Source organism: Nocardia bhagyanarayanae, from assembly GCF_006716565.1.
Taxonomy (GTDB): Bacteria; Actinomycetota; Actinomycetes; order Mycobacteriales; family Mycobacteriaceae; genus Nocardia; species Nocardia bhagyanarayanae.
This window is the reverse complement of sequence record NZ_VFPG01000001.1, coordinates 4,575,707-4,594,696: the sequence shown is the minus strand read 5'-3', so window position 1 is coordinate 4,594,696 and position 18,990 is coordinate 4,575,707. Positions and strand designations below refer to the sequence as shown.

Here is an 18,990-nt window from a genome sequence, read left to right as displayed (position 1 = left end):
GGACCCGCTCTTCCGTTATCTCTTCGTGACACTCGAGCTGGGCTTTTACCGATCTGTGACTGTAGCCACAAGATAACAATTCGACTATCACGGTCCGTTAGCTTCGAGTCATGCCCGTGACCGATCTGTTATCTGCTCTTCGGCCCGGCGCGACTCGCTCTCGCCGGCACCGTGTCGCCACCCGTGCGGTGGCCGTCTCCGCCGCCGTAGGCGCCTCCCTCGGCGTCCTCGCTTTCGCCAACCCCGAGAACCCGGCTCCCGCACCCGCGGCCGCCGAAACCGCCACGAACTCGAGCGCCATCCAGTACGCCGCGTTCGACCCGGCTCCCCCCGCTCCCGAGGCCTGGGACCAGCACCGCGCAGCTCAGGAAGCCGCCCCGGCCCCCGCCCCGGAACCCGTCGCGGCGCCCGCCCGTCCGCATACCGTCCGTCCCGTCGCGGGCCGACTCACCTCCAACTTCGGCTCCCGCTGGGGCGCCATGCACAACGGCCTCGACTTCGGCGACCCGATCGGCGCCCCCATCTTCGCCGTCACCGACGGCGTCGTGATCGAGGCAGGCCCCGCCTCCGGCTTCGGCCTGTGGGTGCGCGTCCAGCAGGACGACGGCACCGTCGGAGTCTACGGACACGTCAACGACATCCTCGCGGAGGTCGGCCAGCCGGTCCTCGCGGGCGACGTGATCGCCACCGTCGGCAACCGTGGCCAGTCCACCGGACCGCACCTGCACTACGAAGTGCACGATCCCGCTCTCGGCCCGATCGACCCGATGCCGTGGCTCGCCGCCCGAGGCGTCCACGTGGGCTTCGCCGAGGAGTGATCCTCTCGGGTTCGCGAGCCCGATGAGGGGCTCGCGAATCCCCGCCGGTCGTCACTCCCGGCAGCCATGCCCGCGAACAGCGCCGTTCGCGGGCATGTGCGATCTCCCGCCGCTCCCCCGCCCCGGGGTGAGCGGCGGAGTCGTCCGATACTCCGGTACGAGACCCGAATAGCGCTGCGGCGGGACGTGTTCCGGCGTCCCTGATTCCTACGTTCGGGACATGTCGACGACCGAACTCGCCGCCGTCAGCGGAACCGATCAACCCGATCTCGCGCGAGATGCCCCGCGCCTGCACCGTCCTCTGCTCTGGTCGTCGGCCGCCATGGTCGCGCTCGTCGTGTTCTCGCTCGGCGGGATGATCGTCGACGACCGCACGCTGCTCGGGGAGTCCGTGTGGTTGAAGACCTTCAAGTTCGGGTTGGCGTTCGCGGTTTACGAGATCACGCTCGCCTGGCTGTTGTCCTTGCCGCACAAGGGATCTCGCGCGACCTGGTGGCTCGGCACGGTGTTCGCGGTGACCGGGGTGCTCGACGTGGGGTTCATCGTGCTCCAGGCCGCGCGCGGCACCTTCAGTCATTTCAACTCCTCCGACGACCCGGTCAACTCCATCGGCCAAATGGTGTTCGCCTCCGGCGTGCCGGGCCTGTTCTTCGCCAATCTGCTCATCGTGCTGGTCCTGTCCTGGCAGCGGCTGGTCGACAGGCCCACCGCCCGGGCCATCCACGCCGGACTGGCGCTGGCCGTGGCGGGCATGGCGCTGGGGTATCTGATGGGGTTCACCGGGGAACAGCTCGTCCGTGACGCGAACGGACAGGTCGTAGAGCTGGTCGCCGGACACACCGTGCTGCGGGAAGACTCGCCCGCCGCCGAACTCGCGATCCGCGACACCGCCGCGGGCATGCCGCTCACCCACTGGAGCACCATCGGCGGCGACCTCCGCGTCCCCCACTTCGTCGGCCTGCACGGCATCCAGATCCTGCTCCTGGCCGCCTTCCTGCTCACCCACCTGGCCCGCCGTCACCGCTGGCTCCGCGCCGAACCCACCCGCGCCGCCCTGATGGCCGTCCTCGCCCTCACCTACACCGGCGTGCTCGCCATCACTTTCTGGCAAGCCATGCGCGCCCAATCCCTCGTCCACCCCGACCCCCGGACCCTCACGGCCTACGCCTGCCTCCTCACCACCGCCACAGCCGCCACCCTCGTCCTCTACTACCGCGCCCGCCGTCTCGCGGAATAGGTAGCGCCGCACCGTCCGGTGCTGGAACTACGGGCGGCGCTCTGGGCCGCTACGAAGTGGGCGCCGCCGAGGCGGGTCGGAGTCGGCGTCAGCGCAGGCGTTCGGCTTCGCGGGCCAAGGTGACGAGGGTGGCGCTGAGGGAGGCGAGTTCGGCGGTGTCGGCGCCTTCGCCGATCGCGGTGGCGATGTCCTCGGCGGCGCAGCGGGCCGCGAACCAGCGGTCCGCGAGGTCGGCGGCCTCCTGGGCGCTGAGCACCACGGAGTCTTCCGGAATACCGGTGCCTTTGAGGCTGTTGCGGTGTTCGTAGGCCCGTTGGCGGCAGGACTGGCGGCAGTACCGGCGACGACGTCCGGCCTCCGACTCCACGATCTCCCGCCCACACCACAGGCAGGACAGCAAGCGGCGCGACATGAGGCAGAACACTAGTGTGTCGCCCGGCGAGTTCGCCCGCAGACCCCCCGCCGTCGCCGGACCGCAACACAAGAAACCGCAGGACGCCCGCGTCGCGAGGGACGGCATCGCCACCGACTACAATGGAACGGTTCACCGTCGCCGTGTCGGGAACTATTGACGCAGGCCCGTTCGTTGCACTAGAGGTCCAGCGAGCGCAGGACGCGTTCGCCGGGCACGGTCGCAGCGCAACAAGACTCGAGCACACAGGGAGAGGCACACCATGGCAGATCGCGTACTCCGGGGCAGTCGGCTCGGAGCGGTGAGCTACGAGACCGATCGCGACCACGACCTGGCCCCGCGTCGGATCGCCCGGTACCGCACCGACAACGGCGAAGAGTTCGACGTGCCCTTCGCCGACGACGCCGAGATCCCCCCGACCTGGCTGTGCCGCAACGGCCAGGAGGGCATCCTGGTCGAGGGCACCACGCAGGAGACCAAGAAGGTCAAGCCGCCGCGCACCCACTGGGACATGCTGCTGGAGCGCCGCAGCAAGGAAGAGCTCGAGGAGCTGCTCAAGGAGCGCCTCGAACTGCTCAAGACCCGCCGCCGCGCCTGACGCAGTCGACTGAAAAGGCCGCCTCCCGATCGGGAGGCGGCCTTTTGTCATGCCGGCTCAGTGGCTGGCGACCTTGCGGTAGCGCAGCAGCGCCAACGGCATCGCCACGACCAGGATCGCCACCGAGCAGATGATGGCGTACTCGATGCAGTGATCGGCCGCCCAGCCCGAGGGCGGCACGAACGAGGGCGGGGAATCGTTCTCGAACAACTTGCGCCCCGACGCCGAGACCGCGGTGATCGGATTCCACTCCGCGATGGTGCGCAGCGGCCCCGGCAGCGTCTCGGCGGAGATGAAGGCCGACGAGATGAAGCTGAGCGGGAACAACCAGATCAGGCCCGCGGACTGGGCGACCTCGACGGTCGGCGAGAACAGGCCGGTGACCGCGCCGACCCACGACATGGCGAACGCGAACAACAGGATGATCCCGAAGGCCAAGGCGGCGTCGGCGATTCCGCCGTTGATCCGCCAGCCGACGATGTAGCCGCAGACCACCATGACCACCAAGCTAAGGACGTTCACGGCCAGGTCCGAGAGCGTACGGCCCATGAGCACCGCGAGCCGCGACATCGGCAGCGTGCGCATCCGATCGATGATGCCCTTGTGCAGGTCGCCCGCCAGGCCGACGGTGGTGAACGCGGCATTGAAGGCGACCGTCTGGGCGAAGATTCCGGCCAGCAGGAACTCGCGGTACTGGCTGCCGCCCAGCGAGGCGCCGAAGATGTAGGCGAAGAGGAACACGAACATCAATGGCTGGATGGTCGCGGTGACCAGCAGCGTCGGTACCCGGAGAATGGTCAGCAGATTGCGGTAGGCGACGATCGCGCTGTCCCGGAAGATCCGCAGCTTCGGTTGCGTGATCTCTTGGGGCACTGGCTCTTTCGGTTTCGTATGCGCGGTCCCTTCGGTCTTGTCGAGCTCGTCGCGCACCGCGGTGGAGGCACTTGTCACCGGGCCACCTCGCTCACGCGGGACGGTGCCGCTGTAGTGGTCGTCGGTTCGCGTCGCTGACTCACGACATGATCTCCTCGGGTACGTCGTCGGTTTCCGATTCGGCGCTCGGCGTCGGCGCCGATGTGCCGGTGAGGGACAGGAATACGTCGTCGAGACTCGGCCTGTGCACGCTCGCGTCCACCACGCACACCCCGGCGTCGTCGAGCCTGCGCAACGCCTCGACCATGGTGCGCGAGCCGTCGCCGACCACCACCGTCACCTCATCGGTGCCGGTCTCGTGGCTCGGCTCGCCGACGCCGATCTGGGCGAGTACTGTCATCGCGGGCTTGGCTTCCTGGCCCGGCGCCAGGGTGACCGTGAGCCGGTCGCCGCCGATGGAGGTCTTCAGCTCGTCGGCCGAACCGCGCGCGATGACCCGCCCGCGATCGATGACGGTGATGCGGTCGGCGAGCAGATCGGCCTCTTCCAGGTACTGGGTGGTGAGCAGCACGGTGGTGCCGTCGTCGACGAGATCGCCGATGACCCGCCACATGTCGAGCCTGCCGCGGGGGTCCAGACCGGTGGTCGGCTCGTCGAGCACCACCACCGCGGGCCGGGCGACGAGCGCGCCCGCCAAGTCGAGGCGGCGCGCCATGCCGCCCGAGTAGGTGCCCGCGCGGCGGTGCGCGGCATGGTCGAGACCGAGCGCGCCGAGCAGTTCGGCGGCTCGGTTGGTGGCTTGGCGCGGTGTCATTCCGTAGAGCCGGGCCACCATGCGTAGGTTCTCGTAGCCCGAGAGGTTGGCGTCGACGGCCGCGTACTGACCGGAAAGGCCGATCCGCCGTCGCGCGTCCGCCGGGTCGCGGAGCACGTCGATTCCGGCCACCCGTACCGAGCCGGCGCACGGCTTCAGCAGGGTCGTGACGATCCGGACGGTGGTGGTCTTGCCCGCTCCGTTGGGCCCGAGCAGTCCCATCACCGTGCCCGCCGGAATCTCCAGGTCGATATCGTCGAGCACCCGGATTTTGCCGTAGTTCTTGACGAGACCGCGCACCTCCACCGCGAGAGTCATGACCGCACCTCACTCACTGGGCATCCTCCTTCGTTGTGCCCGCGCCGCCGTCGAGCTGCCGGTTCAGCACCGGTCCGATCACGGCGAGCGACTCGGGTGCGGTCATGGCCGAATGGCGGCAGAGCAGTTCGTGGTCGTGGACGGTGCCGGTGACGAACGGCTCCCATGCCGCCGCGCACCGGGCCGGGTCGGCCTGGTTGATCTCGTCGGCCGCGGCGGTGAAGAACAGCAGGTCGCCGTCGAAGGTGCGCGGCTGGAAGCCGTGCGCCAGCTCCGTTCCGTTGGTGTAGCCCGTGTACAGCCGCTCCAGGTGCTCGACGGTGAGCGCCGCGAACGCGCCGGGACGCGAGCGCAGCAGTTCCGCCGCGTCCAGCAGGCTCATCGCGGGATCGAGTTCGTCGTCGCCCAGGTCGCTGCCGAACTCGGCGATGATGTCGGCGACGCCCGGGATGGCGTGTTCGAGCAGTTCGTCGGAGAGCTGGTAGCTGTCCATCATCGCCAGCAGCGCCACCTCGTCGCCGGACTCCTGCAGCCGCACCGCGATCTCGTGCGCGATCAGACCGCCGAGCGACCAGCCGAGCAGGTGGTACGGACCTTCGGCCTGCACCGACTTGATGTGCGCCACGTAGTAATCCGCGGCCTCGCCGATGGTGGAGAAGCCCTCCTCCCCCGCGACGTGCGGTGATTGCAGCCCGTACAGCGGCCGGTCCGGCGAGAGGTGCGCGAGCAGACCCGAGTAGCACCAGGACAGCCCGATCGCCGGGTGGACACAGAACAGCGGAGCCTGGCGTCCTGGAGCGGTCGGCCGGATCGGCAGCACCGCACCGAGCGCACCGGCCATGGCGGACGCCGCGCCGTCGGAACCGGCCAGCCGCGCGGCGATGGCGGCGGGTGTGGCCTCGCCGAACATCACCTGCACCGGCAGGTCGATGCCCTCGGCCCGCACCTGCGCGACGACCTTCGTTGCCAGCAGCGAGTTGCCGCCGAGCTCGAAGAAGGCGTCGTCGGCGCCGACCCTTTCCGCCCCGAGCACCGACTCGAAGGCCGCGCACAGCACCGCCTCGACCGGGTTGCTCGGCGCCCGGTAGCCGCCGGACGCGCTGAACACCGGTTCCGGCAGCGCCTCGCGGTCGAGCTTGCCGACCGGGCTCAGCGGCACCTCATCGATGAGCATGATCGATTGCGGCACCATGTAATTCGGCACCAGCCCGGCCACGTGCTCGGTCAGCTCGGCGGCGCTGACCTCGGTTCCGTTGCGCGGCTTCACATACGACACCAGCGCCGTGCTGCCCGCGGGCGTGCGGTAGCCGATGGTGGTGGCGAACTCGACCGCGCGGTGGCGGGCCAGGGCGACGTCGATCTCGCCGAGTTCGATGCGGAAGCCGCGGATCTTGACCTGGTGGTCGGTGCGGCCCACGTACTCGATCTCGTGTTCGCCCTCCGCCGCGCCGGACCACCAGCGCACCAGGTCGCCGGTGCGGTACATGCGCTCGCCCGGCTTGCCGTACGGGTTCGCGACGAACCGCTGCGCGGTCAGTCCGGGCCGGCCCAGGTAGCCGCGGGCCAGCGCGCTGCCCGCCAAGTGCAGCTCCCCGGTGACGCCGACCGGCGCCGGATGCAGCCTGGCGTCCAGCACGGTGGCGGCGACGCCGCGGATCGGACCGCCGATGGTGATCGGGCCGCCGGGTTCCATGGGCTGGGAGATCACCGTGACGATGGTGGTCTCGGTGGGCCCGTACACGTTGTACAGGTTGCGACCCGGCGCCCACCGGGTGACCAGATCGGGCGGCAGCGCCTCGCCGCCGACCAGCACGTGCGCCAGATCGGTGACACCGGTCGGGTCGACCGTGCCCAGCGCGGAGGTCGTGATGAACGCGTGGGTGATCCGTTCCTCGATGAACACCTGCGCCAGCTCCGCGCCGCCGACCACTCCGGACGGGGTGATCACCAGCGTCGCCGCGCCGCCCAGCGCGAACAGCAGGTCCAGCATCGCGGCGTCGAAGCTCGGCGTCGCGAAATGCAGGACGCGGCAACCGGGATGGACGTCGAAGCGTTCCGCGGTCTCGGCGGCGAAGTTGGACAAGCCGCCGTGGGTGACCATCACGCCCTTCGGGGTGCCGGTCGAACCAGAGGTGTAGATCACGTACGCCGGGTTGTCGACCCGCAGCGGACGCACCCGCTCCCTTTGCATGATCGCCTTGTCCGACGCCGCGAGCACGCCCGCCCGGAACTCCGGATCGTCCAGCACGATCCACTCGATGCCGTCGGGCAGCTCGTCGCGGTACTCGGCGAGCGTGATACCCAGCGCCGCGCCGGAATCGCTCAGCATGTGGGAGATACGCCCGGCCGGGTACAGCGGGTCGACCGGCACGAACGCCGCGCCGGCCTTGGCGACAGCGAGCACCGAGGCGACCGACTCGACCGAACGCGGAATGCCCAGCGCCACCAGGGTTTCCGGGCCGACGCCGTGTCCGATGAGCACGCGGGCCAGCCGGTTGGTCCAGCGATCCAGCGCGTCGTAGGTCACGTGGGTGCCGTCCGAGGACAGCGCCACCGCGGTGCGGTCGACGTTCGCCGCGGCCTCGAACACCTCGGGGAAGACGATCGGGCGGTCGGCTTCGATGCCGCGCACCGGCGCCAGCCCGGTCCACTCGTCGGGGTCGAGCAGTTCCAGATCGCCGACGGCGGCGGTCGGCGTGGCCGCGATCGCGCCGAGCAGCCGCACCAGGCGCTTGCCGAGTCCGTACGCGGTCCGCTCGTCGAACAGATCGCTCGCGTAGTTCACCGCCAGGGAGATGCCGCCGGGCTCGCGCTGCGCGGTCTGTTCCTCGGTGAGGGTGAACTGCAGGTCGAACTTGGCGATGCCGGTGTCGCCGTCCTCGGCCTCGATGTGCAGACCCGGCAGTTCCAGGCTCCGCAGCGGCCGGTTCCGCACCGAGAGCATCACCTGGAACAGTGGGTGGTGCGCCTGCGAGCGGGCCGGGTTGAGCACCTCGACGAGGCGTTCGAACGGCAGGTCGGCGTGCGCGAACGCGTCCAGATCGGTGTCGCGCACGCTGTGCAGCAGGTCGGTGAACCGCGCGTCCGGATCGAGCCGGGTGCGCAGTACCAGCGTGTTGACGAACATGCCGATCATGCGGTCCAGCGCCGGGTGGCCGCGGCCTGCGATCGCCGTGCCGACCGCGATGTCGTCGGTGGCGGTCATCCGGTGCAGCAGCACCGCGAGCGCGGCGTGCAGCACCATGAACATGCTGACGTTGTTGGTGGTGGCCACCGCCTGCAGTTCCCGGTGGGTGACCGCGTCGATCGCGCATTCCACCGTGCCGCCACGATAGGAGGGCACCGGCGGCCGCGGCCGGTCCGCGGGCACGTTCAGCAGTTCGGGAACACCGTCGAGGGTCGTTCGCCAGTAGTCGAGCTGGTGGCGCAGCACCGAGTCGGGATCGTCCTCGGTGCCGAGCGTATCCCGCTGCCACAGTGTGTAATCCGCGTACTGCAGGGTCAGCTCGTCCCATTCCGGCTGCTGTCCGGCGCAGGCGGCGCGGTAGGCCACGGCCACGTCGGCGGCCAGCGGCTCCAGCGACCAACCGTCCATGGCGATGTGGTGCACCACGAGCACCAGGACGTTGTCGGTCGACGCGGCGGGCGGTGCCGTTCCGTCCGGATCGGGTTCGTCCGACACGGTGATCAGCGCCGCGCGCAGCGGCACGGACTCGCCGAGGTCGAAGCCGGGCGCGGCGAAACTGCGGACCGCGTCGTCGACGCCGTCGGGGGTGACCGTCGCGACGAACAGCGTCACCGCCGCGTCGTCGGGCTCCAGGACGACCTGGGCCGGTTCGCCGTCCACCTCCGGGAACACCGTGCGCAGCGACTCGTGCCTGGCCTGCACCTCGTGCAGCGCCCGCACTAGCGCGTCGACATCCAGCTCGCCTCGCATCCGCAGCACGACCGGGATGTTGTAAGCGCCCGCGCTGCGGTCCGGCGCGTCGGCGGCCGGGCCGACTTCGTTGAACCGGTTGAGGAACCACAGCCGCTGCTGCGCCGCGGACAGCGGAATCCGGTCGGGCCGCTCGCGGCGCACCGGTTCGGGGCGCGCGTCCGCGCGGGACGGTCCGGACTGGAGCATGGCGGCGAGCTCGGCGACGGTCGGCGCGGCGAACACGCTGCGCACCTCGAGCCGGGTGTTGGTCGCCGCCTCCAGTCGCGCGACGAGCTGGGTGGCCAGCAGCGAGTTTCCGCCGATGTCGAAGAAGCTGTCACCAGCGCCGACCGTCTCCGCGCCGACCAGCTCGGCCATCACGGAGGCGACCAGCTTCTCCAGCGCGGTCTCCGGCGCGCGACCGGCGGACACGGCGGCGAACTGCGGCTCGGGCAGCGCCGCGGTGTCCAGCTTGCCCACGGGGGTGAGCGGGATCCGGTCCAGCACCGTGATGCTCACCGGAACCATGTGCGCCGGAAGCTGTTCCGCGACATGCGCGCGCAAGGCCTCGGTATCCACGCCCGCGTGCGCATCGATCGGCTGGACGAAGGCGACGATCCGATCGGCGCCCGCGATGTGGCGGACATCGGTGTGCGCGAACCGCACGCTCGGGTGCCCGCCGAGCGCGGCGGTGATCTCGCCGAGCTCGATCCGGAACCCGCGCACCTTCACCTGGTGGTCGCTGCGGCCGAGGTAGACCAGCTCGTTCGCGGCGTTCCAGCGCACCACGTCGCCCGTGCGGTACATGCGGGCGCCCGCCGGTCCGAACGGGTCGGCGACGAACCGCGCGGCGGTCAGTCCGAGGCGGTCGAAATAGCCTCGCGCGACGCCGAATCCGCCGAGATACAGATCGCCGGGCACGCCGACGGGCACCGGCCGCAGCCGGTCGTCGAGCACCATGGCCCGCGCGCCGCGCACCAGCGTGCCTATGGTGATCGGCGCGCCGACGGTCACCTCGGCGGCCGTGGCGACGACGGTGGTCTCGGTCGGACCGTACCCGTTGAACATCAGTCGTCCCGGCGCCCAGCGGGCAGCCAGTTCCGGCCCCCACGCCTCGCCGCCGATCATGAGCGAACGCAGGTGCGGCAGCGGCCAGCGTTCGTTGTCGATGGTGGACAGCGCCGCGGGCGTCATGAACGTGTGGGTGACCCGCTCACGATCCATCAGCGCGGCCAGCTCGTCACCGCCGTAGATGTCCGGCGGGCAGATCACCATGGTTCCGCCCGAACCCACCGCGAGCAGCAGGTCGAACACGGCGGCGTCGAAGCTCGGCGAGGAGAAGTGCAGCGTCCGCGCGTCCGCGTCGACCCGCATCCGGTCGCGGATCTCGTCGGCGAAGTTGGACAGCCCGCTGTGGGTGACCGCGACGCCCTTCGGCTTACCGGTCGAGCCCGAGGTGTAGATGATGTAGGCCAGGTCGGCCAGCCGCACGGGCCGCGAGAGTTCCGCGTCCTCGATCGGCCCGTCGGCCAGCCCCTCCAGTTCGGCCACCATGGCCGAGTCGTCAAGTAGCAGCCAGTCGGTGGACGCTTCGTCGCCCGCCGAGCGCAGCCGCCCGGCGTATTCGGACACGGTGACGCCGAGCAGGCAGCCGGAGTCGGTGAGCATGTGCCGGACGCGATCGGCCGGGTAGTTCGGGTCGACCGGCACGAAGGCCGCGCCCGACTTGGCGACCGCGAGCACGGTGAGCACCGAGTCGATGGATCGGGTCAGGCCGAGCGCGACCCGGTCGCCGACACCGATACCGCGCCCGACGAGGGCACGGGCCAGGCGGTTCGAGCGCCGGTCGAGTTCGGCGTAGGTCATCGAGATGTCGGCGGACCGCACCGCGTCGCGTCGCGCGTTCCGCCGTGCCGTGGCGGTGAAGTACGCCGCCAAGGTGAGCTGCGGTGTGGTCTGCCCGCCCGTCGCCGGGCTGAGCAGCCTGCGCTCCTTCTCCGTGCGGGCGTCGATCTCGCGGACCAGCGCACCCGGATCGGCGGTGACCGCGGCCAGCACACGCAGGAACCGATCGGCCAGGGTCTCGACCGTCGCGGCGTCGAAAAGCTCCGCCGCGTAGACGAATTCGAAGTCACGGGCGCCGGTGTCGCGGGCCGCGACCCGCAGTTCCAGGTCGAACTTGGCGCGCGCGATGTCGAGTTCCTCGGCGCTCAGCGCCAGTTCCGGCAGCTCCAGGGCCGGCGTGGGGCCGTCCTGAACGGTCAGCGCCACCTGGAACAGCGGTCGGTTCGCCCCGACGCCCATGATCCGGCCCAGCTCCTCGACGACGCGCTCGAACGGCACGTCGGCGTTGGCCATGGCCGTCAGCTCGGTGTCGCGGTCGGCGCGCAACTGGGCGGTGAACGGTCGGTCCGGATCTACGTCGGAGCGCAGCATCATGGTGTTCACGAACATGCCGACCAGTTCGTCGAGCTTGGTGTCGGTGCGACCCGCGATCGGCGTACCGATCACGATGTCGCGCCCGCCGGTGACGAACCGCAGCAGCACCGCGAGCGCCGAGCGCAGCACCATGAACAGACTGACGCCCTGCTCGCGCGCGAGTTCGGCGAGCGCGCGCTGGACCGGCTCCGGCACGGCGAACCGCACGGTGCCCGCCCGCTGGGTCGGATCGAGCGGCCGCGGGCGGTCGTACGGCAGCGGCAGCTCGGCTGGCAGGTCGGCCAGCTCGGTGCGCCAGTAGGCCAGCTGCGCGCCTGCGACGCTGTTCGGATCGCTCTCGTCGCCGAGGCAGGCTCGCTGCCACAGCCCGAAGTCGGCGTACTGCACCGGAAGTGGCGTCCACACCGGCGCGCGGCCCTCGCGGCGCGCCGTGTAGGCCATCGCGAGGTCGCGGGTCAGCGGGCCGAGCGACCAGCCGTCGGCCGCGATGTGGTGCAGCACGATGCCGAGCTGGTATCGCTGAGAACCGGTCCGCAGCAACGCGATTCGCAGCGGGGTGTCCCTGGTCAGATCGAAGCCGCCGCGCGCGAGCACGCGCAGTGCGTCCTTCGCGCCCGCCTCGTCGATCGTGATCGGCTCCACCGAGGGCAGCGCCCGGCCGATCGGCAGCACCAGCTGCTGGGCGCCCGCGCTGTCCTCCGGGTACACGGTGCGAAGCACCTCGTGCCGCTCCACCAGATCGGTGAGCGCGGCGCGCAGCGCGGGCACATCCAGATCGCCGTCGATTCGAATGACGAAAGCGATGTTGTAGGCGCTGGATTCGGGCGAGAATCGATTGAGGAACCACAGTCGCTGCTGGGGCAGCGACAGCGGGATGCGTCCCGGACGCGGGTTGTGAACAGCCAGCGCCACCCGTTGCGTCCGGGGCGCTTCCGCCAACCGCTTGGCGACGGCGGCGACCGTCGGCTCCTCGAACAGCGTCCGCACCGGCAGATCCACGCCGAACTCGGCATGCAGCGCGGCCGCCAACCGGGTGGCGAGCAGCGAGGTGCCGCCGATGTCGAAGAAGCTGTCCTCGGCGCCCTCGACGGGATGTCCGAGCACGGCGCCGAACACGCCCGCCACCCGGATCTCGGTCTCGGTGCGCGGCGCGCGCGACGGACCGGCGGCCGCGAACACCGGTTGCGGCAAGGCCTTTCGGTCCAGCTTGCCGGACGGGGCGACGGGCAGCCGATCGAGCATCATCACCGAGGCGGGCACCATGTAGCCGGGCAGCCGCTGTCGCGCCGTCTCCAGGATCGCGGCGGGCGTCGGGGCCTCCGCGCCCTGTTCCGCCGTCACATACGACACCAGCCTCGGGTCGCCGTGATCGCCGCTGTGCACGATCGTCAGCGCGAAGCTCACGCCGGGGTGCGCGCGCAGCGCGTGGTCGATCTCGCTGAGCTCGACGCGGAAGCCGCGGATCTTGATCTGGTCGTCGGCCCTGCCGAGGAAGCGCAACCGCCCGGCCGGATCGGCGACCACCAGATCGCCGGTGCGGTACATCCTTTCGCCGCGCCTGCCGTGCGGATTCGCCGGGAAGCGTTGCGCCGTCAGGCTGTAACGACCGAGGTAGCCGCGGGCCAGGCCGGGGCCGGACAGGTACAGCTCGCCGGGCGTGCCGGGCGGCACCGGGTGCAGGCGCCGATCGAGGACGAACAGGCGCATGCCGCGCACCGGCATGCCGAGCGGCACCGGTTGTCCGGCCGCCATCGGTCCCGACGCCGTCGCGGCGACGGTGGCCTCGGACGGCCCGTACATGTTGTGCATGCGGTGCCGCGCCGACCAGGTCGCCACGAGCTCCTCGGAGCACGCCTCGCCGCCGACGATCACGGCCTCGAGATCGTCGAGACCCTCGTCCGGAACGGTGGCCAGCGCGGCGGGGGTGATGAACGCGTGCGTGACGTGTTCGGTGCGCAGCAGATCCGCGAGTTCCGTGCCGCCGTACATCCCGGCCGGAGCGATCACGATGGTCGCGCCCGCCGCGAAGCCGAGCAGCAGCTCGAGCACCGACGCGTCGAAGCTCGGCGACGAGAAGTGCAGCGTGCGTGCGGAGTCCGTGACGCCGAACTTGTGCATCTGCTCGCTTGCCAGCGACGCGATACCGGCGTGGGTCACCACGACGGCCTTCGGAATTCCGGTCGATCCCGAGGTATAGATCAGGTAGGCCGGGTGGCTGGTCCGCAGCGGGTAGTGCCGGTCGGCGTCGGTGACCGGCGCGATGGAGTGGTAATCGCATTCGGCGGCCAGTTCGGTCGACCCGAGCACCAGCCAGTCCACGTAGGACTTGCGGTGCCGCCCGCGAGGGGCGGGCCATTCGGGCATGGCGGCCAAGCACTCCGGAATGGTCAGGCCGAGAAACGCGCCGGAGTCGGCGATCATGTGGCTGATCCGCTCGGCCGGGTAGCCGGGATCGATCGGCACATACGCCGCACCGGTTTTCGCGACCGCCCAGACCGCGGCGATCGAGTCGAGGCTGCGCGGCAGCGCGATGGCTACCACGACCTCGGGCCCCGCGCCGTGCTCGATCAGTACGCGCGCCAAGCGGTTCGACATCTCGTCGAGCTCGCGGTAGGTGGTGTCCTGTCCGAGGTAGCGCACGGCGACGGCGTCGGGCAGCCGCTCGGCGGTGGCGCTGAGCAGGCGGGCCAGCGAGACCGACGGCTCGGCCGGCGCGGCCGCGATGGGCACCAGGTTCGCCGCTTCCTTGCGGTCGAGGATATCGATGTCGCCGACCGGCACCTCCGGCGCCGCGACCGCCGCGGTGAGCAGGGCGACGAAACGGCGCGCGAACGACTCGACGGTTCGCTCGTCGAAAACGTCCTCGGCGTAGCCGAATTCGGCGGTGAGCGGACCGTCGCCGAAGTTGTCGTGCACGTCGAGTTGCAGATCGAACTTGGCCACGTCGGCCGCGAGCGGCAACACCTGCGCCGTCACGTTCGGCAGCTCGACGCCGAGCTCCGGCGCGCGGTCGTAGGACAGCATCACCTGGAACAGCGGGTGCCTGGCGGCCGACCGCTCCGGGTTGACCGCCTCGACCAGCCGCTCGAACGGCACGTCGGCGTTGGCGAACGCGTTCAGGTCGGTTTCGCGGGCCACGTCGAGCATCCGGTCGAAGCCTGCCGCCGCGTCGACCTCGGTACGCAGCACCAGAGTATTGACGAACATGCCGACCAGGTCGTCGAGAGCCGGATCGGAGCGCCCGGCGATCGGGGTGCCGACCGCGATATCGGCGCTCGCGCACAGCCGGGCCAGCAGCGTGGCCAGTGCCGCGTGCAGCACCATGAACATGCTGACACCGCGGCTGGCGGCGAGTTCGGCTGCGGCACGGCGAGTTTCGGCCGAGATCGTGAACGGGACCCGGCCGCCGGAGGTGGAGCGGCGCATCGGGCGCGGGCGATCCAACGGCAGGTCGAGCTGATCGGGCAGGCCGGTCAGCGCCGTACGCCAGTAGGTCAGCTGGCGGCTCAGCGCGCTGGCCGGATCGTTCTCGTCGCCGAGCAGTTCGCGCTGCCAGAGGGCGAAGTCGGCGTACTGCACGGGCAGCGGCGTCCACTGCGGTGCGACACCCTCCGCCCGCGCGGCGACGGCCGTCATCAGATCCTTGGCCAGCGGCGTCACCGACCAGCCGTCACCGCAGATGTGGTGCAGCACGATCAGGAACACGTGCTGCTGCGGGCCGGTCTTCCACAGGGCGACCCGGATCGGCGCCTGACTGCGCAGATCGAAGCCGTACCCGGCGAACTCGGTGGCCAGCGCGGCGACGTCGGCGCCGACGGCGTCGATCGGATCCAGGGTCAGCGGGATCTCGGTGGCCGGGTGGATCAGCTGGTAGGGACCGTCGGCGGCCTCCGGGAAGGTGGTGCGCAGGCTCTCGTGACGATCGATCACGTCGACGAGACCGGCGCGCAACGCCGCGTGGTCGAGCGGTCCGTCGAGACGGACGGCCAGCGGCATGTTGTACGCGGCGGCGTGCTCGGCGAAACGGTTCAGGATCCACAACCGCTGCTGGGCCAGCGACAGCGGAATCCGTTCCGGCCGTTCGGCGGGCAGCAGCCGCGGCGAGGTGGTGTCGGGGGTGTGCGAGGCGAAGCGCTGGGTGAGGGCGGCCACCGTGGAGGCCTCGAACAGGTCTCGGATGGTCAGCGCGGTGCCCAGCGCGACGTTGATTCGCGCGACGGCGCGGGCGGCGATCAGCGAGTTGCCGCCGAGATCGAAGAAGCCGTCCTCGAGCCCGATCGCGTCGATGCCGAGCACCTCGCTGAAGATCGCCGCGAGCGCGTGCTCCACCTCGGTGCGCGGCGCGGCGGTCACCGGCATCGTCCTGGCGACCACCGTCGGCACCGGCAGGGCCTTGCGGTCGATCTTGCCGTTGGCGCTGAGCGGTAGTTCGTCGAGTTCGATGAGCGCCGAGGGGACCATGTAGGCGGGCAACGTCCGGCGCAGCGCGGCCAGCAGGGTCTGGGTGTCCATGCGCTCGCCGTCCGCGCCCGGTGCGGCGACCACGTAGGCCACCAGTTCGTCGCCGGTGCGTCCGGTGTGCGCCACGCAGACCGCCCTGGCGACGCGATCGTCGTCGAGCAGCGCGGCCTCGATCTCGCCGAGCTCGATGCGCAGGCCGCGGATCTTCACCTGGAAGTCGGTGCGGCCCAGGTATTCCAGCACGCCGCGGCCCTCGGCCGTCGGCTCGAGCTGCCAGCGGGCGAGATCGCCTGTGCGGTACATGCGCGCGCCGGGAGTGAACGGGTTGGCCACGAATCGGTCGGCGGTCAGCCGCGGCTGGCCGAGGTAGCCGCGGGCCAGCTGCACACCGGCCAGGTACAGCTCGCCCACGACGCCGGGCGGCACCGGGCGCAGCTGCTCGTCGAGCACGTAGGTCTGGGTGTTCCAGACCGGCGAGCCGATCGGCACGGTCTCCGGCGCGCTCGGGCACGGCCAGTAGGTGACGTCGACGGCCGCCTCGGTGGGCCCGTACAGGTTGTGCAGCTCGGTCCCGCGCAGCACCGCGTGGAAGTCGCGGACGGTGGCGGCAGGCAGCGCCTCACCGCTGCAGAAGACCCGGCGCAGGCCGACGCATCCGCGGACATCGGTGGCGGTGACGAACACCGACAGCATGGACGGCACGAAATGCGCCGTGGTGACGCGCTTCTCGGCGATGACGCGCGCGAGGTAGGCGGGATCGCGGTGGCCGTCGGGCGCCGCGACCACCAGCCGTGCGCCGATCTGCAAGGGCCAGAAGAACTCCCAGACCGAGACGTCGAAGGTGGCCGGGGTCTTCTGCAGGACCGCGTCGGTGTGGTCGAGCGGATACTCGTGCTGCATCCAGTGCAGCCGGTTCACGATGGCCTCGTGGGATACGCTCACACCCTTGGGTTTTCCGGTGGAGCCCGAGGTGAAGATGACGTAGGCGAGGTGCTCGGGACGCAGCGGCGCCCGCCGGTCGGCGTCGGTGATCGGCCCCGCGTCGTAGCCGGACGTATCCAAGGTGTCGAGCATCAGCACCGGGGTGCGCACCGGAAGCGCGAGCCCGTCGCGCTCGGCGCCGAGCAGGCACACCGGCGCGGCCTGGCCGAGGATGCCGTCGATGCGGTCGGCCGGGTGGTCGGGATCCAGCGGCAGGTAGGCCGCGCCCGCCTTGACGATCGCGTACATGCCGACGACCAGTTCGACGCTGCGCCGCAGGCAGAGGCCGACGACCGTGTCCGGGCCCGCGCCGCGCGCGATGAGCAGTCGCGCCAATCGGTTGGCCCGCTCGTCGAGCTCGCGGTAGGTCAGCGTGCGTCCCTCGAACTCGAGGGCGGTCGCCTCCGGGGACATCGCGACACGGTCGGCGAACAGCTCCGCCAGCGTGCCTTCCTGGACGGGGGCCTCGGTGGCGTTCCATTCGCGCAGCACCAAGTCACGCTCGGCGTCGGTGATCGCGCAGAGCGACTCCGCGGCGGTCTCCGGCTCGGACTCCAGGAACTTGCCGAGGAAGTCGAGGAAGCGGCCGTGGTGCGTGGCGACCTCGCGGTCGGCGTACAGCCTCGGGTTGGCCTCGAAGTCGACGTGGATGCGGTCCGCTTCGCCGTTGTAGAGGTTGATCGAGAGGTCTTCGACCGGTCCGGTCGCGAGCACGTGCAGCGAGCCGGTCAGGTCGCCGAACTTCAGCTCGTTGTGGAACAGCATGATGTTGACCATCGGCCCGAAGAACCCGCGCGCGTCCCTGGAGTAACCGCAGTCCCGCCGGATGTCGTCGTGCCGGTAGCGCTGGTGCCGCAGCGCGCCGGTGATCTGCAGTTCCGTCGAGCGCACCACGTCACCGACGGTGGTGTCGGCGTCGAAGCGAAGGCGAATCGGCACCACGTTCGACAGCACGCCCGCCGAACGGCGCAGCGCGACGGTGGTCCGCGCCGCGACGGGCAGGCTCAGCACCACGTCCGAGTCGCCGGTCACCGAGCGCACATAGCAGGCCAGAGCCGCCACGAACAGCGTCGAGTTGTTCGTGTCGAACGCCGCCATCGCCGCGGTCATGGCGGCGTCGGCGCGGTCGTCGAGCGTGCCCTTGGCCAGGTGCCTGCCCGGATCCGGGGTCGAGGAGGTGACCGCGACGGAGGACAGGCTGAGCGGCCCGCCCGCGCCCGAGAGCTGCTCGAGCCAGTACTCACGGTCGGTGCGGAACCGGCTGGTCTCGCGGTAGGCCGACTCGTCGGCATAGATCTGCGCGAGCCCGGTCGCGCGCGAGACCGACGGCTCCGTGTGGTTCTGCACCGCGGTGTAGATCTCGGCCGTGCGGGTCAGCGCGTTCATCGCGCCGTAGCCGTCGATCACGATGTGATGGCCGCGGGAGTACCAGAAGTATTCGGATTCGCCGACGCGCAGCACCACGTTGGTTGTGAGCGGATCACGTTCCAGATCGATGGGAGAGCTGGCGTGCTCGTTCATCCAGCGCAGAGCGGCGCCGCGCGGATCGGGTTCGGCGCGAAGGTCGATGCGGCCCCAGCCGGGGCGGCGGGACCAGTCGATCATCTGATGCGGAACACCGTCGATCTCCGCCATTCGGACGTGCCCGACCTCGGTCTCGCCACCGAAACGCTCGATCGCGTAGAGCAGGCACCCCACGTCGAGATCTCCGTGGATCTCGACGTATTGGGCGATCGTCAAGGGTACGTCGGGCCGAATCCGCTGGGCGTACCACAGGGCCGTCTGCGCTGGGGAGAGAGCGAACGGTTGTGCCGAAAATTCACCCGAAGTGCATTGGTCGACGCGATCGGTGGCCAATGAACTCATTCATCACTCCGTTCTGCCGCAACTGACGCAACTCCCCGACCCCCCTACGGCGGCCACGCACGCGCGAGCCGTAGGACGTGTGATCCACGCCCTATGATTCGGAGCACCCCAGATGCCGGATGGCCGACGTATTGGATTTGTTTCACATCGAACGACGTTGGCAGAACGCCCTTTTGGCCAGCTACATTTCCGCAAACTTTCGCGCCGAGCGGCATCTCGGACCGCAAACACCGAGGTCCGACGGCGGACGCCGC

At 70.4% G+C, this 18,990-nt stretch carries 7 protein-coding genes; 3 read left to right on the top strand and 4 right to left on the bottom strand.

Annotation, left to right across the window (positions count from 1 at the left end; genetic code table 11):
- Window positions 1-110 precede the first annotated feature (110 nt).
- Window positions 111-818 carry a M23 family metallopeptidase gene (locus FB390_RS19790; protein WP_141810266.1) on the top strand — a complete coding sequence of 236 codons (708 nt, stop codon included), beginning with the start codon at window positions 111-113 and terminating at the stop codon, window positions 816-818.
- Window positions 819-1,038: 220 nt separating this feature from the next.
- Window positions 1,039-2,055 carry a hypothetical protein gene (locus FB390_RS19785; RefSeq protein ID WP_221639308.1) on the top strand — a complete coding sequence of 339 codons (1,017 nt, stop codon included), beginning with the start codon at window positions 1,039-1,041 and terminating at the stop codon, window positions 2,053-2,055.
- An 88-nt stretch (window positions 2,056-2,143) separates the two neighbouring features.
- On the opposite strand, the gene FB390_RS19780 is transcribed toward FB390_RS19785, so the two are convergent.
- Entirely contained in the window at window positions 2,144-2,467 is a 324-nt protein-coding gene (locus FB390_RS19780) for a hypothetical protein (RefSeq protein WP_141810265.1), read from the bottom strand.
- Between the two features lie 262 nt (window positions 2,468-2,729).
- Here FB390_RS19780 and FB390_RS19775 point away from each other — a divergent pair, with 262 nt between their 5' ends.
- Window positions 2,730-3,065 (top strand): RNA polymerase-binding protein RbpA, encoded by a 336-nt coding sequence (locus FB390_RS19775; RefSeq protein ID WP_067791875.1) that lies wholly within the window; start codon window positions 2,730-2,732, stop codon window positions 3,063-3,065.
- 57 nt (window positions 3,066-3,122) lie between these two features.
- Here the strand turns inward: FB390_RS19775 and FB390_RS19770 are convergent, their stop codons facing one another.
- From FB390_RS19770 to FB390_RS19760, 3 genes are all read right to left on the bottom strand, one after another.
- Complete coding sequence (locus FB390_RS19770) at window positions 3,123-3,905, bottom strand: ABC transporter permease (RefSeq protein ID WP_141811901.1); 783 nt, start codon at window positions 3,903-3,905, stop codon at window positions 3,123-3,125.
- 172 nt (window positions 3,906-4,077) lie between these two features.
- Complete coding sequence (locus FB390_RS19765; protein ID WP_141810264.1) at window positions 4,078-5,070, bottom strand: ATP-binding cassette domain-containing protein; 993 nt, start codon at window positions 5,068-5,070, stop codon at window positions 4,078-4,080.
- A gap of 13 nt (window positions 5,071-5,083) precedes the next feature.
- Complete coding sequence (locus tag FB390_RS19760) at window positions 5,084-18,736, bottom strand: non-ribosomal peptide synthetase (protein ID WP_141810263.1); 13,653 nt, start codon at window positions 18,734-18,736, stop codon at window positions 5,084-5,086.
- Window positions 18,737-18,990 lie beyond the last annotated feature (254 nt).